We start from the raw sequence: 22,050 nt of genomic DNA, 5'->3' as shown, positions 1-22,050 counted from the left end.
CGGCATTAAAAACGCCACAAGCAATGAGGAGAATTCCTGTGAGCGATATCGAACAACGCGTAAAACAAGCAGTAGCTGAACAACTTGGTCTTAAAGCAGACGAGATCAAAAACGAAGCTTCTTTCATGGATGACTTAGGTGCAGATTCTCTAGACCTAGTTGAATTAGTTATGTCTTTCGAAAACGATTTCGACATCACTATTCCTGATGAAGATTCAAACGAAATCACTACTGTACAATCTGCAATTGACTATGTTTCTAAGAAACTAGGTTAATTTTAGATTTCAGCGATGCTGATTTAAAAAGCCACCATTCGGTGGCTTTTTTTATGCCGAATATTTTGTTTTTACATTAGCTTACGTTTCTGTCACCAACAACAACTCAAAAGCGGTTATTTTTTAGCTATAAAAATAGAGTTTGAACAATAGTTAAATGATTTAAAACAGTAAAAACAACGGAGAAAAACATGGGTCTTTTTGATTTTGTAAAAGGTATTGGTAAAAAAAATACAGCGCCTGCAGAACCTCAGGCAGCGCCAGCAACACCTTCTGAACCATCTGCACAAGAAATTGCCAATAAGTTATTGGGTCACATTAAAGCACTGGGCTTGCCTGTAACTGGTTTGTCTGTGAGTTATAACGGGACTTCAGATCTAGCAACAGTGAAAGGTCAGGTACAAAGCCAAGCAGATCGTGAAAAGATTATCTTAGCAGTAGGAAATATTGATCATGTGGCGCAAGTGGATGATCAGTTAACAGTGACGAGTCCTGAGCCTGAAAGTAAATTCTACACTGTTAAATCAGGGGATAATTTGTCTAAAATCTCTAAAGAATTTTATGGTGATGCAAATCAATACAATAAAATTTTTGAAGCGAACCGTCCTTTGTTAAAAAATGCCGATGACATTTTCCCAGGGCAAGTGCTGCGTATTCCTGCATAAATATTTGTGTTTACAGTAAAAAAGCCATCTTTCGATGGCTTTTTTTTGTATGCGTTAATGGTGGGGTTAAATATAATACGGCTGAAATAATTCAAAATAAGAAATCAATGAAACAAAAAATCATCTTTATTATCTTACTGTTGCTTGCAGTTGTTGTGTGTCTTTGACCGCGGTGGGATGAGCGTATTGATCCTCGGGTGCTCAAGTGGCAGCAGGCTGAAATTTCTTATCATTCAAATTACACACAAGAGCCGTATTTTAACTTGCTTGGGCTGAATGCTGCAGATCGGTTTTCAGCATTGAATATTGGGCGCTATCGTTATCATCAGGATTGGGTATTTAGTTTGTTTGGGTAAGAGCATCAGAATGTATTGGACCAGCCATTGAATGCGAAGCTAACGCGTGAAAAGTGGTCAGAAGAACAGATGAATTTAGTTGCGGAGTTTCAGTAATTGCTGGTCGATGATCCTAAGGCGGCTAGCGCATTTGTTGTTGAGCATCATCAGGTGCTCGGTGCGCTGATACAGCAAGAAAAGGTACCGTTGCAGCGCTTTAACACATGGTTGCAGCATGCAGACCAATACCGCAGTTTAAGTATGCCGAGCAATTCTGCATATCCAGACTTTAAGTATTTAAATCAGTTGGCGATCCTTTATCAGATCAATATTGCGTTAAATAAAGAGGATAAGCTGGATGCATATATGGCTGAATATCAAAGATTGCAGCAGATGCTTGAGCGCCCGATCTCATTGGTTGAAAGGATGCTGATTCAAAGCTGGCTGGCACGTTATGTTCGAATTATACGTAATGAGCAATTAAAGACTGGACAAGTTGTTTATTTAGAGCCTTTAAGTGCCAGTCAGTTAAGTTTGCGATCAGCAGCGCAATTGGAAGCCTATGGCGTATATGCGGTGTTGAAGCAGGTGCAGCAATTATCGGACTGGAATACCTCGTTGATGTATTGGTTGTATTTGCCAAATCAAACTGCAAATCAATTGTTTAAGCAATATGAAGAGGCGGCACAGCTATCTGAGCTTTCTTATGATTCGTTTAGGATGCAGGCTGGTCAAGAGCAGGAACAGTATTCATCTTGGCATATCAAAAACTATTTGGGCAATACTTTGTCCAATATAGAGGGGGTGCCTTGGGAGCGCTCTGTGCTTGCAGGGCACATTTTGAATGATCGTATTATGATTTTTAATTTGTTGAATCAGGGGGCGACTGATTTAACGCAGTTGAGTCAAAATAGCCACGGTCGACGTTTCTTTAAGAAAGAGGGGGATGTTGTGTGCTGAAGTGCCGTATCCGCGTGAGCAATTTAGAGCACACAATTGGAATATTTTAGATAGCTGTGTGCAGTTGTAGTTTTTGTATATAAACATTTTGGTATAGAAATAAAAAAGCCCCAATGAGTAGGGGCTTTTTTACAGTCGTTTAGAAGCTTGGCTTCACTACAACTAAAATGACAACCGCAAATAAAATCAAAGTGGGCATTTCATTAAAATAACGCCAGAATTTATGCGACTTATAATGTGCATTTTCGATAAGCTTTTTACGGTAATAACCACAAACAAAATGATAAATCACCAATAGTCCAACCAATCCCACTTTTAAGTAGAACCAAAGCGCTTCATGGTAGTGTCGTGTTGCATCACCCCAATCGACGAGGAAGTGCGCAGTGATCAATGTAGCAATCATAGCGGGCCACATAATGCCGCGGTATAGCTTACGTTCCATGATTTGAAAGCGCTGATGACTCGTAGCATCATCACTCATAGCGTGGTAGACATAAAGGCGAGGGAGATAGAATAGCGCTGCGAACCAGCAAACAACTGCGATGATATGCAATGCTTTTACCCAGAGGAAAGCATCTGATGGAGCATCCATATATTAACCCTTAAAAGGGCGGTGGGTATGTGCTTTGGCACCGAAGCGCCAAAGCAGCAAACTTTATATTATGCTTCCCATTTTTTGAAAACGAGGCAAGCGTTTACACCGCCAAAACCAAAACTGTTACTCATCACAGTATTCAATTTTGCATCACGTTTTTCAAGTACGATATCAAAAGGTTTTGCACCTTCGTCAAGTTCAGTCACGTTGATATTTGGTGCTATAAAGTCATTTTGCATCATTAAAATAGAGTAAATCGCTTCTTGTACACCTGCAGCACCCAGACTGTGACCGGTCATCGATTTGGTCGAGCTGAGCGGAGGAACTTGCCCTTCACCGAAAGCACGCTCCATCGCTTTAAGTTCAGTGACATCGCCTGCTGGAGTAGATGTACCGTGTGTATTAACATAGTCGATGGTATCTACACCATGTTGTTTAGCTTCTTCTAAAGCCATAAGGATACAACGCGTCGCACCTTCGCCCGATGGTGCAACCATGTCTGCGCCGTCAGAATTTGCTGCATAGCCGACAACTTCAGCCAAAATGTTTGCACCACGTGCTTGAGCATGTTCAAGAGATTCTAGTACAACGAAGCCACCGCCACCGGCGATCACGAAACCGTCACGGTCAGCAGAGTAAGGGCGTGAAGCAGTCTCTGGAGTGTCGTTATATTTTGAACAAAGTGCGCCCATTGCATCAAATAAAAGACTTTGTGACCAATGGTCTTCTTCACCACCACCGGCAAGCATTAAGTCTTGTTTGCCCAATTGAATCAGGTTGTATGCATAACCAATGGCATCTGCAGATGTAGCACATGCGCTAGTAATCGTATGTGCAATACCTTGCATTTTAAATGCAACACCCACGTTTGCAGTAATGGTGTTGGTCATATTACGTGGTACAAAGAATGGACCAACTTTACGTGCACCTTTGGTGTCTAGAAGTTCTTTCATTTCAACAACAGATGCAGTTGAACCACCACCTGACCCACCCGCAATACCGTAACGTGGATTACCACCGATTTGCTCTGCTGTTAAGCCTGCATTTTCTACCGCAGCCAAAGCTGAGTTGTATGCATACATTGCGCATACGCCCATAAAGCGTTTTAAACGGCGGTCAATACCGTCAAAGTTTTGTTCTGCAGCCGCACTGACATGACTTTTAAAATTAAGTTCAGCATAACTTGGGTTGAAACGTGTTCCAGAAATCCCGTTTTGCAAAGAATGAGTGACATCTTCTAATGTATTACCAATGCATGAGTTGATGCCCATACCAGTGATTACAACACGTTTCATCTACAGATCCTTTATAGGTAGTGTGTGAGCAAGCTATTAAAAGTATACGAAGGAAACTTTCTAAATAGCGAACTCATATAATTTGATTGGAATAATGATAGCAGAAAGCTTTTTGAATTCTTATGGCAAATCCTATGCCTATTGTTGACTGAGCTAATTTGCAACTTTACAGCAAAAAACTTAACTTAAAGATACATATTCAAGTTGTGATAAAGTTTGACTACACCTAGTATTTATCAATAATTTCAAGAATAGTTTTAATGAGGTAGGGAATGGTGAAAACGAATAATAAACCAACGGCAGGTCTACTCTCAAACGCCTTTGGAGTGGCTAAAAAGCTCAGTTCTACTGGGGTGTCCATCATTAATCATGTCGCACCAGAATCCGTAACTAAGGTCATTCAACCTCAAAAAAATGGTCAAACCTTGGAGGGTCAGTCAAGGCAAGCGGGCGTATTTGATGTAAAAAAATATGATAATCCTCAGCAAATCTTACGTGAACACGTTCCAAATGTTTCTAGACAATTATTCGGTCGACATTTTAATACTGTAAATAATGTGGCTAATTTTGTTGCTCCTCAATTTAGTGACAAAATTTCTGATTATTTATTTGATCGACTTAATCATTTTAGTTCGGATATTTCATCTGTAGATGCTGTACTGGATGAAGCTGGGGTACGTGATTTAGAAGAGTTGACACAAGATGTCGATCGTTCGCGTCGTATTAGTCAGGCTCTGGGTGAGCAAAATAAATGGATTGCTTCGATTCAAGGGGCTTTAACAGGTGCGACAGGTGTCATTGGTTCAAGTATTGATATCCCTGCTTCACTGATTATGACTCTGCGAGTGATTTATCAAGTTGGACGTTCTTATGGTTTCGACTTAAGCAAAGAAAGTGACCAAGATATTGTTCAGTTTATTTTTAAACAGGTCGACTTGAGTTTAATTGCAGAAAAACAGACTTTGCTTATGGCAATAAAAGCTCTGAGTAGCACGCTACAAAATAGTGATTTGCATCAGTTGCAGCAATTGGTAGGTTCAGACACTGATGCAGCAGCATTGAAAAAATATGTACTAGATGAAAATGGTCAGTTTAAGTGGGCATGGCTCAATCAAATACCAAAAGTTTCATTGTTAAATCAGTTATCACGATTAACTCCTGTGGCGAGTGTTGGTGTAAGTGTGGTGTATAGTCGCCGTTTAGTGGATGAAGTGAATCAGAAGGCACAGCAAGTCTTTTCTAATGCGCGCCAATATATTTTGCAGCATCAGGATATTAGCTTGTCACCTTTACATGCCTATGAGCGTTCTCTTGAGTTGCTTGCTCAAGCAACACCAAAATTACTAGAAGGTATTAAGGCAAAAGATATTGATTTGGCTGAGCCTGTACTAGATCAGACCATAGATGTTGCAGGTCATGAGAGTATTCGCGCAGTAAAAGTCACCAAAAAAACACAAGTTAAAAACTCTGATGCAGCCAAAGTGGAAGTAGAGCAGGAACAAAAAGTCTCAGAAGGTTTGGAGGCACTTGCGGAGAAAGTTGTTGAGCCTCATGCACCCGGGGCTGCGCAAAAACCTGCTTTAGCTGAAAAAGATGAGTTTGATGTGTTGGAATTTGTACAGCAGGAGGATGTCCCAGTGGAAAAAGCTGCACCCAAAACTAAGCCGCGTAAAGCCAAAACAGCAGCCGTAGATAAAGTTACAAAAAAATCAGCAGATTCTTCTGAAAAATAAACTATTTATTTGTGGGTGAAAAATTGCGCAAATCATGATGAATAAATGTTTTCGATGATCGTATATTGTTGACCAATTTTAAGTCTTCGCTTACAATTGCATGCCCTCAAAAAGTAGTATTTTTTGGGGCTTTTTATTAACGGGAGAATTGCCAAATGGCAACAACAAATCAGTTGATCCGTAAGGGTCGTACAACTTTAGTTGAAAAATCTAAAGTTCCTGCGTTGAAGGCTTGTCCACAACGTCGTGGTGTTTGTACACGTGTTTACACAACTACACCTAAAAAACCTAACTCAGCAATGCGTAAAGTTTGCCGTGTTCGCTTAACTTCAGGTTTTGAAGTTTCTAGCTACATCGGTGGTGAAGGCCATAACCTACAAGAGCACAGTGTTGTTCTTATCCGTGGTGGTCGTGTTAAAGATTTACCAGGTGTACGTTACCATACCGTTCGTGGTTCTTTAGACTGTGCTGGTGTTAAAGATCGTAACCAGTCTCGTTCTAAATACGGTGCTAAACGTCCTAAGAAATAATCTGAAAAGATTAACTTCTTAGTTCGTTAGAACTGCAATCCTTTATCGTCTCGCTTGTCTGATTTCTGCATTTTTTGTGAAAATTCCAAGCGACGTATAGTAAGGCCAGCGAAAGCACATGACACTTTGTGCACCTGCTGGAGTAACCTGAAGTGTCATATTTATTAGGTGTATTAAAATGCCAAGACGTCGCGTAGTTGCTGCCCGTGAAATCCTTCCGGATCCTAAGTTCAGCAGCCAAACAATCGCTAAATTCATGAACCACGTAATGCAAGATGGTAAAAAATCTATTGCTGAAAGTATCGTTTACGGTGCTTTAGACCGCGTTCAAGAAAAATCTAAAGTAGACCCAGTTGAATTTTTCGAGACTACTCTTGAAAAAGTTCGTCCTATGGTCGAAGTAAAAGCACGCCGTGTTGGTGGTGCTACATACCAAGTGCCTATGGAAGTACGCCCATCCCGTCGTACTGCCTTGGCTATGCGTTGGTTAGTAGATGCTGCTGCTAAGCGTTCTGAAAAAACTATGGCTTTACGTCTTGCTGGTGAGTTGCTTGATGCAGCTGAAGGTAAAGGCGCAGCGATCAAAAAGCGTGAAGATGTGCATCGTATGGCTGAAGCCAACAAAGCCTTCTCTCATTACCGTTTCTAAGCGGATAAAACAGCCCCTATTCAGGAGGGTGATAAATCAGTTGTCACTGTTTTGTCATCGAATCGCTTTAAGTTGCTATGCAGCTTAAAGCGTCCTGTTTTAAACAACAAAATTTAGGAATGCTAGAAATCATGGCTCGTCAAACCCCAATTTCTCGTTATCGTAACATTGGTATCTCTGCGCACATTGATGCTGGTAAAACTACCACTTCAGAACGTATTTTGTTCTACACAGGTGAGAGTCACAAACTTGGTGAAACTCACGAAGGTTCTGCAACTACAGACTGGATGGAACAAGAGCAAGAACGTGGTATTACTATTACCTCAGCGGCAGTAACATGCTTCTGGAAAGGGATGGGTAACCAATTCGAACAGCACCGTATTAACGTAATTGATACCCCAGGACACGTAGACTTCACTATTGAAGTTGAACGTTCTATGCGTGTTCTTGACGGTGCATGCATGGTTTACTGTGCTGTAGGTGGTGTACAACCTCAGTCTGAAACTGTATGGCGTCAAGCAAATAAATATAAAGTTCCACGTATTGCATTCGTGAACAAAATGGACCGTACTGGTGCGAACTTCTTCCGTGCTGTTGAACAAGTTAAAACACGTCTTGGTGGTAATCCAGTGCCAATCGTTGTTCCAATCGGTGCAGAAGAAAACTTCCAGGGTGTTGTTGACCTAATCGAAATGAAAGCGATTATCTGGGACGAAGCGTCTCAAGGTATGAAGTTTGAATATGGCGAAATCCCTGCTGAATTAGTTGATACTGCTAACGAATGGCGTACTAACATGGTTGAAGCTGCTGCGGAAGCATCAGAAGAACTCATGGACAAGTACCTTGAAGAAGGTGAGTTAACTAAAGAAGAAATCGTTTCAGGTTTACGTGCACGTACATTGTTGAATGAAATTCAACCAATGCTTTGTGGTTCAGCGTTCAAAAACAAAGGTGTTCAACGTATGTTGGATGCTGTAATTGAATTCTTACCTGCGCCGACTGATGTCGAGGCGATTAAAGGTATCCTTGACGACAAAGACGAAACTGAAGGTTCTCGTGAAGCGTCTGATGATGCTCCGTTCTCTGCGCTTGCGTTCAAAATCATGAACGACAAATTTGTAGGTAACTTAACATTCGTACGTGTTTACTCTGGTGTGCTTAAAGCAGGTAGCCCTTGCTATAACCCAGTTAAAATGAAGCGCGAACGTGTTGGCCGTATCGTACAGATGCACGCAAATGACCGTCACGATATTGAAGAAATTCGTGCGGGTGATATCGCAGCATGTGTAGGTCTTAAAGATACTACTACTGGTGATACATTATGTGATGAAAATAATGTAATTACACTAGAGCGTATGGAATTCCCAGAGCCAGTAATTGCGCTTGCGGTTGAGCCTAAAACTAAAGCAGACCAAGAAAAAATGTCAGTTGCTTTAGGTCGTTTGGCGAAAGAAGACCCTTCATTCCGCGTACGTACTGACGAAGAATCTGGTCAAACAATTATTGCTGGTATGGGTGAGCTTCACCTTGACATTATTGTTGACCGTATGAAGCGTGAATTCAACGTTGAAGCGAACATTGGTAAACCAATGGTTGCGTATCGTGAAACTATTAAAAAGTCAGTTGAACAAGAAGGTAAGTTCGTACGTCAAACTGGTGGTAAAGGTAAGTTTGGTCACGTATACGTACGTTTAGAACCACTTGCTGAAGATGCTGGTAAAGACTACGAGTTCGCTGAAGAAGTTGTTGGTGGTGTAGTACCTAAAGAATTCTTCGGTGCGGTTGACAAAGGTATCCAAGAACGTATGAAGAATGGTGTCCTAGCTGGTTATCCAGTTGTTGGCATCAAAGCGACATTGTTCGATGGTTCTTACCATGACGTCGACTCTGATGAATTATCGTTCAAAATGGCTGGTTCTTACGCATTCCGTGACGGTTTCATGAAAGCAGATCCTGTTCTTCTTGAGCCTATCATGAAAGTTGAAGTAGAAACTCCAGAAGACTACATGGGCGATATCATGGGTGACTTAAACCGTCGTCGTGGTCTTGTTCAAGGTATGGACGATTTACCTGGTGGTACTAAAGCTATCCGTGCAGAAGTTCCACTTTCTGAGATGTTTGGTTACGCAACTCATATGCGTTCTATGTCTCAAGGTCGTGCGACTTATTCTATGGAATTCGCTAAATACGCTGAAACACCACGTAACGTGGCTGAAGGCATCATCGCTAAGTTCCAATCTGGCGGTAAAAAAGGTGACGACGAGTAATCTTTCGATTACTATAAGCCCAAACTAATTCATAGTTAAAAACCAAATGCTCATGCAGTATCCCTGCATGAGTAGTTTAAAAAGGAAGATCTCATGGCTAAGGCTAAGTTCGAACGTAATAAGCCACACGTTAACGTGGGTACAATTGGTCACGTCGACCACGGTAAAACTACTTTAACAGCTGCAATTGCAACTGTATGTGCAAAAAAATTCGGTGGTGAAGCGAAAGATTACGCTGCAATCGACTCTGCACCAGAAGAAAAAGCACGTGGTATTACAATTAATACTTCACACGTAGAATACGATTCTCCAATCCGTCACTACGCTCACGTAGACTGCCCAGGTCACGCCGATTATGTTAAAAACATGATTACTGGTGCTGCGCAAATGGATGGTGCGATCCTTGTTTGTTCGGCGACTGATGGTCCTATGCCACAAACTCGTGAACACATCCTGCTTTCTCGTCAGGTAGGTGTACCTTATATCGTTGTATTCCTAAACAAATGCGATATCGTTGATGATGAAGAGCTAATTGAATTAGTAGAAATGGAAGTTCGTGAACTTCTTTCTACTTATGACTTCCCAGGCGACGACACTCCAGTAATCCGTGGTTCTGCTCTTGCAGCGCTTAATGGTGAAGCTGGTCAATACGGCGAAGATGCTGTGGTTGCTCTTGTTGAAGCTCTTGACTCTTACATCCCAGAACCAGAACGTGCTATCGACCAAGCATTCCTTATGCCAATCGAAGACGTATTCTCAATTTCAGGTCGTGGTACAGTAGTAACTGGCCGTGTTGAAACTGGTATCGTGAAAGTAGGCGAAGAAGTTGAAATCGTTGGTATTAAAGATACAGTTAAAACAACTGTAACTGGCGTAGAAATGTTCCGTAAACTTCTTGATGAAGGTCGTGCGGGCGAGAACTGTGGTGTTCTTCTACGTGGTACTAAACGTGAAGACGTTCAACGTGGTCAAGTACTTGCTAAACCAGGTACAATCAAACCGCATACTAAATTCGACGCAGAAGTATACGTACTTTCTAAAGACGAAGGTGGCCGTCATACTCCATTCCTTAACGGTTACCGTCCACAGTTCTACTTCCGTACAACTGACGTAACTGGTGCGATCTCGCTTAAAGAAGGCGTTGAAATGGTTATGCCTGGTGACAACGTAGAAATGTCAGTAGAATTAATCCACCCAATCGCAATGGATGCTGGCTTACGCTTTGCAATCCGTGAAGGTGGTCGTACAGTTGGTGCGGGTGTAGTTTCTAAAGTAACTGCATAATCACTAAATGTGTGTAAAAAAGCGCCTCTTTGAGGCGCTTTTTTTATGCTTATTCAATGTGATAGGGAAATTGTCTGACAATATTTTTTAAAGCTGTCCTTTAGTGATAATTCACTGTCCTTAACTGAAATAATTACGCGTCAATAAAACCGTAATATGAACTCAAGAAAACCAATAAAAGTTTGAGTATTTCATAACTCAAAAAGGAGTTAGGCATGAACGCTAAAGTAAAGATTACTAATCGAGCAGGTGCAAGTTTCCCTGTACGTCGCATGAATTTTGATTTTGATGCGGTACCAGAGTACTGGATGAATGGCTCAGCAGGTTTGACACATTTTATGACCGCATTGTCTGCTTTATTTCCCGCGGGTGAAATGTTCTTTATTGATAGTGTGCGTGCAGTACGTAAACACCCCGCGATCGCAAATAATGAAGCCCTACAAAAAGAAATTAGTGCTTTCATTGGTCAAGAAGCAATGCATACGCAAGAGCATGAGGGTTTTAATGCTTCTGCACAAAAATACGGTCATGATGTCGAAACACTTGATAAGGCAACGGGTCGTGTTATCCAAGGTGTGCGTAAAGTCTTTGCACGGATTGGTAAACCTGTTGGTATTACTCAAGAAATGGTGGATCTTACTGCAACTACGGCACTTGAGCATTTCACTGCAACAATTGCTTCACAGTTATTGGTAAACCCACATATTCAAGCCTTGATGACTGATGAAACCATGAAAAATATGTGGTTATGGCATGCGATTGAAGAAAATGAACATAAAGCTGTGGCTTATGATGTTTTTGAAGGTGTCTTTGGTCAGGGGATTAAAGCCTATGCACTCCGTACAGGTTCACTGATTGGCGCAATGGTGACTTTATTCTTCGTACAAAGCTACTTTGTGGCTCGTTTATTAAAAGAAGATAACAAGCTTAATTTTGAAGCATTAAAAGATATTTATACCTATGGTTATAGTCCATCAAAGGGCATCATCACTGGTATGGGCAAAGAAATGCTGATGTATTTTAAACCAGGGTTTCAGCCGAATGATTTAGATACTTCAGGTTTGTTAAAAACGTGGAAAGCATATTTGGGTCTCTAATCAAAACGCTGTGGTGACTTTTTGAAAAGGGCGATGTAAATCGCTCTTTTTTTTATTCAACTTTAAAGACAAACTTTTTATAATGCGCATACCCTAGCTATAGAAAGATAAACGAAGATGATTCGTTTGATGCAAGACGCTGATGTCCAGCAGGTTTACGATATCGAAAGTCGCGTACAAAGCCATCCTTGGACCTTAAAACAATTTCAAGAATCGATTGCTGCATATCAAAGTACGGTGATTGAGTTACAAGGAAAAATTGTTGGATTTTGCATTTTACAGCCCGTTCTAGATGAAGCAAATTTATTGTTAATGGCGATCGATCCGAGCCAGCAAGGTAGAGGCTTAGGTTTTCAATTACTCGATGAATCTATTGCCTTACTCAAAAATAACCCCATTCAAATCTTCTTAGAAGTGCGAGAAGGTAATCAATCTGCGATCCGTTTATATGAAAAAGCGGATTTTCATCAAATCGATTTGCGAAAGAATTATTATCCAAATGCCGATGGAACGCGTGAGCACGCCATTATTATGGTGAAGACTTGTGGTGATGATTTTGCAGCTTTATTTAAATAAAAGCGGTGAAGCGTAATCAGATTTAAAGAAAGCATTCGTGAATAAACGGATGCTTTTTTATTGAAGATCTTTTGTTTGATCCCTTTTATTTAATAATAGGATTATTCCAGCCGGAAGGTAAGGTGGTCATCAGGGAATCCCCTAGTTGGCTGATTTCTTCTTGGGTCAGTGGTCGGTTGAGTCGACGCCATTGTCCATCAAGCAGAAGTTCCAGTGGAATGTACTGAGATTTATAATTCATTTTTTGCGAATCGGGCACCCAATAGCCCAAGTAGACATATTGCAGTCCAAGCTTTTGTGCGTGCTCGATTTGTTTCAGAATGGCAAAAGTACCTAGTGAGCGACGGCTTTCATCAGGATCAAAAAAGGTATATACCGCTGAAATACCATCATCGAGTGGATCACAGGTAGATACACTGATCAGTTGCTCATCCAACCATAGCTCTAAAAAGAAGCTGTCAGTGCAGCTATTAATTAAAAATTTTTCAAATTGATCTTGGCTAGGTGGGTACATATCACCATCAGCATGTCGTTCATTGATGTAGCGTTCATACAAGGCATAATGCATTGCATCGGCATCTTGAGGACGGCAAATTTTCACCGTTAAATCTTGATTCCGTTTCCACGCTTTTTTTTGCACGCTGTTCATTTGAAATTCATGAACAGGAACGCGAGAGGATAAACATTGACGACAAAGATGACATTCAGGGCGGTAGACAAAATCCCCACTACGACGAAAACCCATGCGGGAAAGTTCAGATAACGTGACCACATCAATACGATGGACAGGATCAAGAAAGACCATCCGGGCAGATTTATTTTCTAAGTAGCTACAATCATGCGGAGGCGTGATGTAGTACTGTAATTCGTTCAACAGGGACTTCGGTTGATAGGAATTCATCGTAATATCCCTCTTTTATTGTCATGCGCTGAGACTTGCCCATTGCGCTATTGTTTTACTTGAAAATACACTGTCCTGATACTTTTTCCAATCGATAGAGGGTTGTTTCACAACATCTTGTAACGAATTAAGGTATTGTTGGCGAGAAAGTGTACTCGCACCTAAGCTTAAGAGGTGATCGTTGACTAATTGGCAATCAATCCATGGTAGTTGATTCTCTTCCCCAATAAGCATTAAGGTGTAAAACGCCATTTTAGAGACATCTGTTCGTGTACTAAACATAGACTCGCCAAAGCAGCCATGACCAATATTAACGCCATAGAGGCCACCGACAACGATCTCGTTTTCCCAAACTTCAATGCTATAAGCATAGCCTGCGTCAAACAGCGCAGAATATCCCTGAATAATATCTTCTGAAATCCATGTTTCATTGGCATAACTACGCGGCAGTGAACATGAGCGAATCACAGTTTCAAACGCATGATTAATGGTGATCTTATAGTCCATTTTTTTCATGCTGCGTAATAACGATTTGCTCGGATGATAGTCCTGCGGTCGAATAATGCAGCGGGGTTCAGGACACCACCAACAAATCGGATCACCTTCACTGAACCATGGGAAAAGACCGTGACTATAGGCTTCAAACAGTGTGGAAGGGGAGAGGTCAGCACCGATGCAAATTAAGCCTTCACCTTCGGGATCGCATTCAACTGGATCGGGGAAAGTAAATTCAGAAGGAGGGAGTATCGGCATGCCAAGCTTCTTATTGAGGTACACGGATATTTATCATACATAAAAAAGCCGACCATTAGGTCGGCTAATTTTTTAAAACTATTTAGCTAAGCAAATGACTTAAGCAAAAGATTATTCGCCGAGTGCATCAAGGTATTTTTCAGCATCGAGTGCAGCCATACAGCCTGAACCTGCAGAAGTAATCGCTTGACGGTAGATACTATCGGCAATATCACCCGCAGCAAATACGCCTGGAATAGACGTTTGTGTTGCGTTGCCTGCGGTGCCACTTTGAACTTGGATGTAGCCATCACGTAAGTTCAATTGACCTTCAAAAATACCGCTATTTGGTTTGTGACCAATCGCCACGAACATACCAGTGACATCAACGTTTTGAGTTGAATCATCTTGCGTAGATTTAATACGTACAGAAGTCACACCGGTGTTATCGCCAATGACTTCATCCACTTGGTGATTCCAGATAATACTGATTTTACCTTCTTTTTCTTTTGCAAAAAGATGATCTTGAAGGATTTTTTCTGAACGTAAAGTGTCACGACGGTGTACTAGAGTGACATGAGAAGCAATGTTTGAAAGATACAGCGCTTCTTCCACAGCAGTATTACCGCCGCCGACAACCATGACTTTTTGGTTTTTGTAGAAGAAGCCGTCACATGTTGCACATGCGCTCACGCCTTGACCCATGAAAGCAGCTTCTGATTCAAGACCTAAATATTGTGCAGTTGCACCTGTACAAATAATCAATGCATCACAAGTAAACTCTTCCATATCGCCTTTAAGCACGAACGGACGAACATTGAGGTCCACTTCGTTGATATGGTCATACACAATTTCTGTACCAAAACGTTCAGCATGAGCTTGCATTTGTTCCATTAGGGCTGGGCCTGTTAAACCTTCTGCACCACCTGGCCAGTTGTCTACTTCTGTCGTTGTAGTCAATTGACCGCCTAATTGAATACCTGCGATGAGTGTCGGTTTCAGGTTCGCACGGGCAGCGTATACCGCAGCGCTATAACCTGCAGGACCAGAACCTAAAATAATTAGACGTGAGTGACGAGCGCTCATCCGTAGAATCCTTTTTTTATATGATAATTTGTGGAATTATACGTCAAAGTTTGAAACGATTGTGTGAGATTAAAGTCGATATTATTGATCATCAAAATCGTTTTGAGCTATATAGAATAAAGTTAACAACTATACTTAAATTATCTTGCATCTTTTTTATTGAACAGGTGCATAATAACAGGTTTAGATTCAGCCCATTTTTGTTGTGGGTAATGACAAAAACATTCATGAAGAATTGGTTACAGGAACGTATATGACAGCGGTGTCGGGTGCATATGCACAGCGCTTAATAATGACATTATTCCTTGTTTCATTTGGGATATATCTGTTCCTTGCAACAGTCACATATACGCCATTTGATCCGGGATGGATGCATTTATCCAGTGATACTCAGCAAGTTTCAAATGCCAGCGGCGTCGCAGGCGCATGGATCGCTGACTTACTCTATGGATTTTTAGGTTGGGCAAGTCTGCTGATACCTGTCTATTTATTTCTCGAAGCAATTCAAGTATGGTGGCCACGTAGTTTTCTAAACCGTCCATTTCGCTATGCCGCTCAGTTCTTTATTTTACTGGCAACTTCAAGTTTACTTTTCCTGTTTTGGAATGTTCCCGAAGATACTTTAGAAAATGCATCGGGCGGGATCATTGGTTATGAACTGGGTCAAAGTCTTGAACAAATTTTAACGGTCTATGGTGCCGCAGTATTTCTCATTGCATTTTGGATCATGTTGTTCACTTTGGCCTTTGGTATCAAGTGGAATAAGACATGGGCAACCATGAAATCGACACCGGCTTATCTCCAAGATTTGTTCTATCGCAATGTCCCTGAAGGAGATACTGCTTTTGACCGTACCGTACCATCTACTAAAAAAGAGAGTGCTGCTGCGCATGCATCAAAAGTGATTGCACCAGTCACACCCGCCCATGAGCATCATGCTGTAGAGGTTGACCCTGTAGTACGTGATCGTGTTGCTGAGCGTTTATTTGATGATATTGCTGATAAAGAATGGGCAGACAAAGAAGGCAATGCACAGCATTTATCTAAGGTAAATTCGCCGGAGACTGCTACACCATCCGATGAAGATTTTGAACATACTTTGGCGAAAGTGCGTCAGCTTGAGCAAGATCAACAACGTGTTGTTGCGACAGGAGAGGTTTGGCGTGCCTTGCATTCAAATGATGACCAACGGCACAAACAAGATATTGATGCTTTACTGAAAGCTGCAGAAGAAGAGCAGCCTGCCAATCAAACTGAATATTTCAACAAAGCAGCGGATGTGCATTCGACTTCTCCGACAGAAGCGGTGCAACCTGCTAAAAAATCAGTGGATTGGGATGATGATGAAATCTTCGATGAGCTGTTAGCGGCTGTCCCGAATGGTAAAACAGCGACGGATGTGCATAGCCCATTTAATACATCGCAAAATGAAAGTCTAGCAACGCATTCAAATGAATTTGCTACAGGTGCTGATGCAACCGTTGCAGGTATAAGTGTAGCTGCTGCACAGATTGCACCGCTGAGCACACCGAAAAATATCAGTGTTGAAACTGAATTTAATGATCTCGATGATTTGCTGGTTGAAGAAGCAGAGCGAGCGATAGAACAGGCACAGCCAGTTCGTACAACCAGTAGTTATGCGCAATCTACGCCTTTGGTTCGTGCTGAAATCAATACACAGCCGCAGACTTTTGTATCTGATGATGAAAAAGCCTTAATCAGCTCGAATAAAGATGCCTTCCGTGAAGTGTGGCAAGAAACGGCGGGCAAACCAGAAGACATCGATTTAGATCTCGAAGATGATTTTGACTTTGATGCGCCTTTAACCGATGCTTCTGGTCGTCCAATGTCACGTGCGATGCAAGTGGCACAAAAACGCTTGGATTTACCGACTTTGCCGGGCTTGGAAATCTTAGATCCTGTAGATCCGAACAAGAAAGTCAATTTCACTGCAGAGCAATTGTCTCGCTTGTCTGAACTTTTAGAAATTAAACTGCAAGAGTTTAATGTCAAAGCCAAAGTTGTAGAGGCACAGCCGGGACCAGTCGTAACACGTTTTGAACTTGATTTAGCACCTGGTGTGAAAGCGTCGAAAGTGACCAATATTTCACGTGACTTGGCGCGTTCGATGTCTATGGCCTCTGTGCGTGTGGTGGAAGTCATTCCGGGTAAACCGTATATCGGGATTGAAGTTCCGAATAGTTCACGTGAAATGGTTCGTCTCATTGAACTGTTAGAAACGCCGGCATACCGTGATCCAAATGCCTTACTTAGTATGGCGATGGGTAAAGACATTTCCGGTAATCCTGTCTTGGCCGATTTGGCGAAAGCACCGCATATGTTGGTGGCAGGTACTACGGGTTCTGGTAAGTCAGTCGCAGTAAATGCCATGTTGTTGTCGATGTTGTTGAAATATACACCTGAGCAACTGCGTCTCATCATGATTGACCCGAAACAGTTGGAACTTGCCAACTATAATGATATTCCACATTTATTAACGCCTGTCGTAACCGACATGAAAGATGCGGTGAGTGCATTGAACTGGTGTGTGAATGAAATGGAGCGACGTTATAAGCTGATGTCCTTGATGAAAGTACGTAAGCTGACTGACTTTAACCGCAAAATTGAAGAAGCAATGGCCAATGGTGAAGATCTCATCGATCCAACTTGGAAGCCAGATGACTCTGCAACGCAAAGTCGTGCGCCACGTTTGCAGCCGATGCCGTTGATCGTAATTGTTGCTGACGAATTTGCCGACATGATCATGCAAGTGGGTAAAAAAGCCGAAGAAATGATTACCCGTCTGGCACAAAAATCACGTGCGGCAGGGATTCATTTGCTGTTGGCGACGCAGCGTCCAACCGTAGATGTGGTAACAGGTTTGATCAAAGCCAATATTCCAACGCGTGCTGCGCTACGTGTTAACAGTAAACTGGATTCACGTACTATCTTAGATGCTGGTGGTGCGGAAGACTTACTGGGTCATGGTGATATGTTGTTCCTCGGACCGGGTAAAATTGAGCCTGAACGAGTACATGGCGCGTTTATTTCAGACGATGAAGTGAACCGTATTTGTGATGCATGGCGTGAGCGCGGTGAACCGAATTATGTCGATGAAATCCTCACGCCTTATGATGAAGAGCCGACATCTCGCGGTTTTGAAGATAGTGATGGTGGATCAGACCGTGATGCGCTGTATGATCAATGTGTTAGTTTCGTTTTGGAAACTCGTAAAGCTTCTACTTCTTCGCTGCAACGTAAATTTAGCCTCGGTTATAACCGTGCTGCACGTATCATCGACCAAATGGAAGAAAATGGTATCGTAAGTAGTATGGGGCCAAATGGTAAACGAGATATCTTGGTCTAAGTTCTAAAACAAAAAACCTGCTTCGGCAGGTTTTTTTATTTTTAGATTGAGAACTCATCTTGGTAGAACATGCACTGGGCCAGTTCGATAAAGGCTTTGCAGGCAGGGCTCATGAGTTTTTGATTTTTTACCGCGAGTCCAATTTGCCGTTGGGTATTTGGAAAGAGTGGACGTTTGACCACATGTGGATGCAATGCCAACAGCTCAGCAGGCATCGCCATATCTGCAACGATAGCAATCCCTTCCTGTAAATTCACCATATTTAAAATGGTTAACAGTTGCGACATTTGATAGGTAATTTTAGGTTGTATGTGGTGTTGTTTAAGCAGTTTTTCCACATGGGACTGGCTGCCTGCACGGGTCATAATAAAGGGGTAGTTTTGTAGGTCTTGGATATTTAAATGGCTGTGTTTGGAAACTGAATAACTATCTGGAATCAAGGCAATGAAAATGTCTTGAATTAACGGGAAGGTGAACAGCTGCGGCTTGGGGAGTACGGCAAAACCAACATCAATCTGACGTTCAGAAATCCAACGAGACACTTCTGCATCAGTACCTTCTTCGACATAGATTTCAATGTGTGGATAGCGCTCTCTATATGCCTTTAATAGCTCTGGAAGTAGATGAATCGAACTAGAAGAACCAAAAGAGCCAATTCTTAAAGTTCCTTGTTGGATACCATGAGCTGCATTTACTTCCTGCTGCATGATTTGCGTTGTATTGAGTACTTCCTTTGCGTGTAGTAGAAGTTGTTGGCCGATATGTGTTAGGGCAATAGCGCCTTGCTCACGGCTAAATAAGCTGACATTCCAATGTTGCTCTAAACACTTTAGGGCATGAGAGACAGCTGACTGAGTAATTCCCAGCTGTCGAGCAGCGAGAGTAAAGCTTTGTTGTTCTGCGACTTTAATAAAAATTTCAAGCTGAGAAAATGTCATTGCCATGAGTAATTACTCATTTTGTTATGAGTCTAGATGAGGATTATATTGTGCTACATAAATGGTTAAAGATGAAATAGCTACTTTATTTCAAGGCGTACAGCATGAATATCGTCGTCGCATTGTTTCCCCTCGTTGCATTAATCGCGATGGGCTATGTGCTTAAATACACACAGTTTGTTCAGGATGAATTTTGGGCAAATTCAGAAAAACTTAATTACTACGTTTTATTTCCTGTGCTGCTTTTTTTGAATGTATCAGCCGTGCAATTGGATATGAACACCGTTTCACGAATGTTGACAGTACTGGTTGCGGGCACCTGTTTGATCAGCATTGTGTTGTGGGGGATCAAGCAGTTTATGCATATCCCCGTGCAGCGTTTTGGCGTGTATATCCAAAGTCATATCCGTTTTAATACCTATATTGGTTTATCCCTTATGGGCGCTTTATTTGGCTCCACAGGCATGCAGATGTTTGCCATGTTAATTGCCGTTGCAGTGCCCTTAGTCAATATTATTTCAGTATTGGCCTTTTCAAATTTAAGTGTGAAGCAATTGGGGCAGACCTGTCAGTCCATCGCAAAAAATCCCTTAATTTTAGGCTGTGTGGTAGGGGTGTTGTTTAAGTTATCAGGCTTGAGTCTATTTAAAGGCTTACCTGAATTATTAAAAATATTGGCAGCCATGAGTTTACCGCTCGGACTACTTTCTGTTGGGGCAGCATTACAGTTTCAGCAAATGCGCGCCGATCTGCGTCGTTTAAGTTTTAATACGATAGGGCGTCTCATGTTAATGCCATGTATTGCTTATCTATTGAGTACTTGGATGGGTCTGACTGATTTTGAGCGAATGATTTTAGTGGTCTTTTTTGCTTTGCCAACTGCATCATCGTCTTATATTTTGACACGCTATTATCAAGGTGATTCACAACTGATGGCGGCCATTATTAGTGTACAAACCATTGGTTTTGGCTTGATGTTTCCATTGCTCATGTTGACTATGCATTGATTATGATGATATTCAATAATGCTAATTTTAAATCAGATAAAAAAAGCCCGCATGATGCGGGCTTTTTTTTTGTTACTCGAAATTAAGCAAATTTTGCCAATACTTCGAGGAAACCTGCGCTTTGACGTGGATATTGAGCAATCACGTCATGAATACGCTGACCTTCAGGATTAGTTGCGTTCACATCACGGCCATCGGCAACGAATTGAGTCAAAAGACGCTCATAGTCATTTGGACGCATATGTTTGAAAGCATGGTAAAGCACGTGAAAGTCGCCATTCACTCCTTCAGGAGGAAGCTGAGTAAGGTAGGCAAATACACGCTCATCTGACCATTCTTCGTTGAACGTTGCTGGCTGAGATAATGCCATCGCAATCTCCTTGCTGGTTTAAAAATACATAAAGGCAAAAATGAGTACGCAAGTAAAATGGTTTTATTCGCCATCTCTAAGTTAAGTGACTCATTTTTTGGTTGGATCAAAAGTTATTTTTTTATCCCGTTTACTCGAAGCAAAGCTTTTGATCTAACAAAGGAATAAAACTAATCCAGCCCACTCGAAGCAAAGCTTCTCATCTTGCGGCTGGGTAAAGCAGCGCTTTACTGATCCAGCCTCACATTTTGCCTTGATTCAATTTACTTGGCTAATCAGAATTCAGATTAACGTTCTTCAGGCAAATTGATATTCATTTCAAGCATTTCAATATTCGCTTCAGAACGAACAGACATTTGAATATGTTGCTCATCTACACCACGAACATAGCGGTTTACTACTTGCATGATTTCTTTTTTCATCATGTCAATCTTGTCTTGGCTGAGGCGTTTACCTAAACCATTTTCAGATGCCACGATGACTTTTAAACGGTCTTTTGCCGTTTGTGCGCTTGACGGTTTCTCGTCGCTGCTAAAAAGTTTGCTCCAGAATCCTGCCATGATTACGCTCCAAATAGACGTGCTAACCAACCCTTAGGTTTTACCGTAATATGACGGTAAGGGCGCTCTTCACCAAGGAAACGTGCAACAAGGTCATCATACGCTTGGCCAGCCGCTTCTTCTGTAAACAGAATCACTGGTTTACCTTCGTTCGATGCTTGTAAAACGCTTTTACATTCAGGAATAACACCTAAAGTCGGTACGCGTAAAATATCTTTTGAAATGTCATCAATCGTCAACATCTCTTGTTTATCCGCACGTTCTGGATTGAAACGTGTAATACAGAGATGCTTACGGATACGACCTTCGTTTTGTTCTACTTTTTTGGTTTTGCTGTCGAGCATACCAATAATACGGTCAGAGTCACGTACCGAAGAAATTTCTGGGTTCGTCACAATGATCGCTTCATCAGCATGATACATTGCTAAAATTGCACCACGTTCGATACCCGCAGGTGAGTCACAAATAATGTAATCAAACTCTTGAGAAAGTTCGTCCATTACACGAGCTACACCTTCATCTGTTAACGCGTCTTTATCACGTGTTTGAGATGCTGGCAAAATGTAGAGATTTTCAATATCTTTATCGCGAATAAGCGCTTGTTGTAATCGAGCTTCGTTATTCAATACATTTACAAAGTCATATACAACGCGGCGTTCACAGCCCATGATCAAGTCAAGGTTACGTAAACCCACATCAAAGTCGATCACAACAGTTTTGTGGCCGCGAAGGGCTAAACCTGTTGCAAAAGATGCGCTTGTAGTTGTTTTACCTACGCCACCTTTACCTGATGTTACGACAACAATTTTCGCCACCGAATCCACTCCT

The 22,050-nt window shown here is 41.7% G+C and carries 22 protein-coding genes; 13 read left to right on the top strand and 9 right to left on the bottom strand.

Annotated features, from left to right (window positions below; genetic code table 11):
- Positions 1-38 precede the first annotated feature (38 nt).
- From acpP to MST18_RS12230, 4 genes are all read left to right on the top strand, one after another.
- A complete protein-coding gene (gene acpP / locus MST18_RS12245) occupies positions 39-275 on the top strand; it encodes an acyl carrier protein (RefSeq protein ID WP_078190054.1) in 237 nt (78 codons plus the stop codon).
- Positions 276-466: 191 nt separating this feature from the next.
- Entirely contained in the window at positions 467-940 is a 474-nt protein-coding gene (lysM, locus tag MST18_RS12240; RefSeq protein WP_078190053.1) for a peptidoglycan-binding protein LysM, read from the top strand.
- Positions 941-1,137: 197 nt separating this feature from the next.
- The gene (locus tag MST18_RS12235) at positions 1,138-1,296 is read left to right on the top strand and encodes a hypothetical protein (protein WP_180133695.1); all 159 of its coding nucleotides are present in this window, start codon (positions 1,138-1,140) and stop codon (positions 1,294-1,296) included.
- A gap of 96 nt (positions 1,297-1,392) precedes the next feature.
- Complete coding sequence (locus MST18_RS12230; protein ID WP_180133696.1) at positions 1,393-2,235, top strand: hypothetical protein; 843 nt, start codon at positions 1,393-1,395, stop codon at positions 2,233-2,235.
- Positions 2,236-2,374: 139 nt separating this feature from the next.
- On the opposite strand, the gene hemJ is transcribed toward MST18_RS12230, so the two are convergent.
- Positions 2,375-2,827 carry a protoporphyrinogen oxidase HemJ gene (gene hemJ / locus MST18_RS12225; protein WP_180022661.1) on the bottom strand — a complete coding sequence of 151 codons (453 nt, stop codon included), beginning with the start codon at positions 2,825-2,827 and terminating at the stop codon, positions 2,375-2,377.
- Positions 2,828-2,895: 68 nt separating this feature from the next.
- A complete protein-coding gene (locus tag MST18_RS12220) occupies positions 2,896-4,125 on the bottom strand; it encodes a beta-ketoacyl synthase N-terminal-like domain-containing protein (RefSeq protein WP_111885033.1) in 1,230 nt (409 codons plus the stop codon).
- Positions 4,126-4,397: 272 nt separating this feature from the next.
- Between MST18_RS12220 and MST18_RS12215 the strand changes: the two genes are divergently transcribed.
- The 7 genes from MST18_RS12215 to rimI all read left to right on the top strand — a co-directional run bounded on the left by MST18_RS12215 (position 4,398) and on the right by rimI (position 12,261).
- On the top strand, positions 4,398-5,858 hold the full coding sequence (locus MST18_RS12215; RefSeq protein WP_180133697.1) for an EcsC family protein: 1,461 nt from the start codon (positions 4,398-4,400) through the stop codon (positions 5,856-5,858).
- A 155-nt stretch (positions 5,859-6,013) separates the two neighbouring features.
- Positions 6,014-6,388, top strand: a complete 375-nt coding sequence (rpsL, locus tag MST18_RS12210; RefSeq protein ID WP_000246374.1) for a 30S ribosomal protein S12 — start codon at positions 6,014-6,016, stop codon at positions 6,386-6,388.
- Positions 6,389-6,566: 178 nt separating this feature from the next.
- Positions 6,567-7,037: a 30S ribosomal protein S7 gene (rpsG, locus tag MST18_RS12205; protein ID WP_005011815.1), complete on the top strand. Its 471-nt coding sequence runs from the start codon at positions 6,567-6,569 to the stop codon at positions 7,035-7,037.
- 131 nt (positions 7,038-7,168) lie between these two features.
- A complete protein-coding gene (gene fusA, locus MST18_RS12200) occupies positions 7,169-9,304 on the top strand; it encodes an elongation factor G (protein ID WP_111885035.1) in 2,136 nt (711 codons plus the stop codon).
- A gap of 93 nt (positions 9,305-9,397) precedes the next feature.
- On the top strand, positions 9,398-10,588 hold the full coding sequence (tuf, locus tag MST18_RS12195; protein ID WP_180077405.1) for an elongation factor Tu: 1,191 nt from the start codon (positions 9,398-9,400) through the stop codon (positions 10,586-10,588).
- Between the two features lie 215 nt (positions 10,589-10,803).
- Positions 10,804-11,685 carry a metal-dependent hydrolase gene (locus MST18_RS12190; RefSeq protein ID WP_180133698.1) on the top strand — a complete coding sequence of 294 codons (882 nt, stop codon included), beginning with the start codon at positions 10,804-10,806 and terminating at the stop codon, positions 11,683-11,685.
- 117 nt (positions 11,686-11,802) lie between these two features.
- The gene (rimI, locus tag MST18_RS12185; RefSeq protein ID WP_180133699.1) at positions 11,803-12,261 is read left to right on the top strand and encodes a ribosomal protein S18-alanine N-acetyltransferase; all 459 of its coding nucleotides are present in this window, start codon (positions 11,803-11,805) and stop codon (positions 12,259-12,261) included.
- Positions 12,262-12,346: 85 nt separating this feature from the next.
- Here the strand turns inward: rimI and MST18_RS12180 are convergent, their stop codons facing one another.
- The 3 genes from MST18_RS12180 to trxB form a co-directional block, all read right to left on the bottom strand.
- Positions 12,347-13,162 (bottom strand): arginyltransferase, encoded by an 816-nt coding sequence (locus MST18_RS12180; protein ID WP_111885276.1) that lies wholly within the window; start codon positions 13,160-13,162, stop codon positions 12,347-12,349.
- A 21-nt stretch (positions 13,163-13,183) separates the two neighbouring features.
- Positions 13,184-13,915, bottom strand: a complete 732-nt coding sequence (aat, locus tag MST18_RS12175; RefSeq protein ID WP_180133700.1) for a leucyl/phenylalanyl-tRNA--protein transferase — start codon at positions 13,913-13,915, stop codon at positions 13,184-13,186.
- Positions 13,916-14,026: 111 nt separating this feature from the next.
- Positions 14,027-14,980: a thioredoxin-disulfide reductase gene (gene trxB / locus MST18_RS12170; protein WP_180024006.1), complete on the bottom strand. Its 954-nt coding sequence runs from the start codon at positions 14,978-14,980 to the stop codon at positions 14,027-14,029.
- A gap of 253 nt (positions 14,981-15,233) precedes the next feature.
- On the opposite strand from trxB, the gene MST18_RS12165 reads away from it, so the two are divergent.
- Positions 15,234-18,347: a DNA translocase FtsK gene (locus tag MST18_RS12165; protein WP_180133701.1), complete on the top strand. Its 3,114-nt coding sequence runs from the start codon at positions 15,234-15,236 to the stop codon at positions 18,345-18,347.
- Between the two features lie 41 nt (positions 18,348-18,388).
- On the opposite strand, the gene MST18_RS12160 is transcribed toward MST18_RS12165, so the two are convergent.
- Positions 18,389-19,285, bottom strand: a complete 897-nt coding sequence (locus MST18_RS12160; RefSeq protein ID WP_180133714.1) for a LysR family transcriptional regulator — start codon at positions 19,283-19,285, stop codon at positions 18,389-18,391.
- Between the two features lie 104 nt (positions 19,286-19,389).
- Here MST18_RS12160 and MST18_RS12155 point away from each other — a divergent pair, with 104 nt between their 5' ends.
- Positions 19,390-20,292 (top strand): AEC family transporter, encoded by a 903-nt coding sequence (locus tag MST18_RS12155; RefSeq protein ID WP_180133702.1) that lies wholly within the window; start codon positions 19,390-19,392, stop codon positions 20,290-20,292.
- Positions 20,293-20,374: 82 nt separating this feature from the next.
- Here MST18_RS12155 and MST18_RS12150 read toward each other — a convergent pair whose 3' ends face one another.
- From MST18_RS12150 to minD, 3 genes are all read right to left on the bottom strand, one after another.
- Positions 20,375-20,662, bottom strand: a complete 288-nt coding sequence (locus MST18_RS12150; protein ID WP_067766167.1) for a PA4642 family protein — start codon at positions 20,660-20,662, stop codon at positions 20,375-20,377.
- A 287-nt stretch (positions 20,663-20,949) separates the two neighbouring features.
- A complete protein-coding gene (gene minE, locus MST18_RS12145; RefSeq protein ID WP_078190039.1) occupies positions 20,950-21,222 on the bottom strand; it encodes a cell division topological specificity factor MinE in 273 nt (90 codons plus the stop codon).
- Between the two features lie 2 nt (positions 21,223-21,224).
- Complete coding sequence (gene minD, locus MST18_RS12140) at positions 21,225-22,037, bottom strand: septum site-determining protein MinD (protein ID WP_067670152.1); 813 nt, start codon at positions 22,035-22,037, stop codon at positions 21,225-21,227.
- Between the last annotated feature and the right edge of the window lie 13 nt (positions 22,038-22,050).

It is taken from the genome of Acinetobacter sp. YH12068_T (assembly GCF_024606005.1).
Classification (GTDB): Bacteria; Pseudomonadota; Gammaproteobacteria; order Pseudomonadales; family Moraxellaceae; genus Acinetobacter; species Acinetobacter amyesii.
The sequence above is the reverse complement of the archived record's forward strand: the minus strand, read 5'-3'. Positions and strand labels throughout refer to the sequence as shown.

Excerpts from the sequence above, each read along its gene's own strand:
- hemJ (WP_180022661.1), bottom strand. The coding sequence starts at position 2,827 with ATGGATGCTCCATCAGATGCTTTCCTCTGGGTAAAAGCATTGCATATC.
- MST18_RS12180 (WP_111885276.1), bottom strand. The coding sequence starts at position 13,162 with ATGAATTCCTATCAACCGAAGTCCCTGTTGAACGAATTACAGTACTAC.
- lysM (WP_078190053.1), top strand. The coding sequence starts at position 467 with ATGGGTCTTTTTGATTTTGTAAAAGGTATTGGTAAAAAAAATACAGCG.
- MST18_RS12215 (WP_180133697.1), top strand. The coding sequence starts at position 4,398 with ATGGTGAAAACGAATAATAAACCAACGGCAGGTCTACTCTCAAACGCC.
- rpsL (WP_000246374.1), top strand. The coding sequence starts at position 6,014 with ATGGCAACAACAAATCAGTTGATCCGTAAGGGTCGTACAACTTTAGTT.
- fusA (WP_111885035.1), top strand. The coding sequence starts at position 7,169 with ATGGCTCGTCAAACCCCAATTTCTCGTTATCGTAACATTGGTATCTCT.
- MST18_RS12220 (WP_111885033.1), bottom strand. The coding sequence starts at position 4,125 with ATGAAACGTGTTGTAATCACTGGTATGGGCATCAACTCATGCATTGGT.
- rpsG (WP_005011815.1), top strand. The coding sequence starts at position 6,567 with ATGCCAAGACGTCGCGTAGTTGCTGCCCGTGAAATCCTTCCGGATCCT.
- trxB (WP_180024006.1), bottom strand. The coding sequence starts at position 14,980 with ATGAGCGCTCGTCACTCACGTCTAATTATTTTAGGTTCTGGTCCTGCA.
- minE (WP_078190039.1), bottom strand. The coding sequence starts at position 21,222 with ATGGCAGGATTCTGGAGCAAACTTTTTAGCAGCGACGAGAAACCGTCA.
- rimI (WP_180133699.1), top strand. The coding sequence starts at position 11,803 with ATGATTCGTTTGATGCAAGACGCTGATGTCCAGCAGGTTTACGATATC.
- aat (WP_180133700.1), bottom strand. The coding sequence starts at position 13,915 with ATGCCGATACTCCCTCCTTCTGAATTTACTTTCCCCGATCCAGTTGAA.
- MST18_RS12165 (WP_180133701.1), top strand. The coding sequence starts at position 15,234 with ATGACAGCGGTGTCGGGTGCATATGCACAGCGCTTAATAATGACATTA.
- MST18_RS12190 (WP_180133698.1), top strand. The coding sequence starts at position 10,804 with ATGAACGCTAAAGTAAAGATTACTAATCGAGCAGGTGCAAGTTTCCCT.
- MST18_RS12150 (WP_067766167.1), bottom strand. The coding sequence starts at position 20,662 with ATGGCATTATCTCAGCCAGCAACGTTCAACGAAGAATGGTCAGATGAG.
- MST18_RS12160 (WP_180133714.1), bottom strand. The coding sequence starts at position 19,285 with ATGACATTTTCTCAGCTTGAAATTTTTATTAAAGTCGCAGAACAACAA.
- tuf (WP_180077405.1), top strand. The coding sequence starts at position 9,398 with ATGGCTAAGGCTAAGTTCGAACGTAATAAGCCACACGTTAACGTGGGT.
- MST18_RS12155 (WP_180133702.1), top strand. The coding sequence starts at position 19,390 with ATGAATATCGTCGTCGCATTGTTTCCCCTCGTTGCATTAATCGCGATG.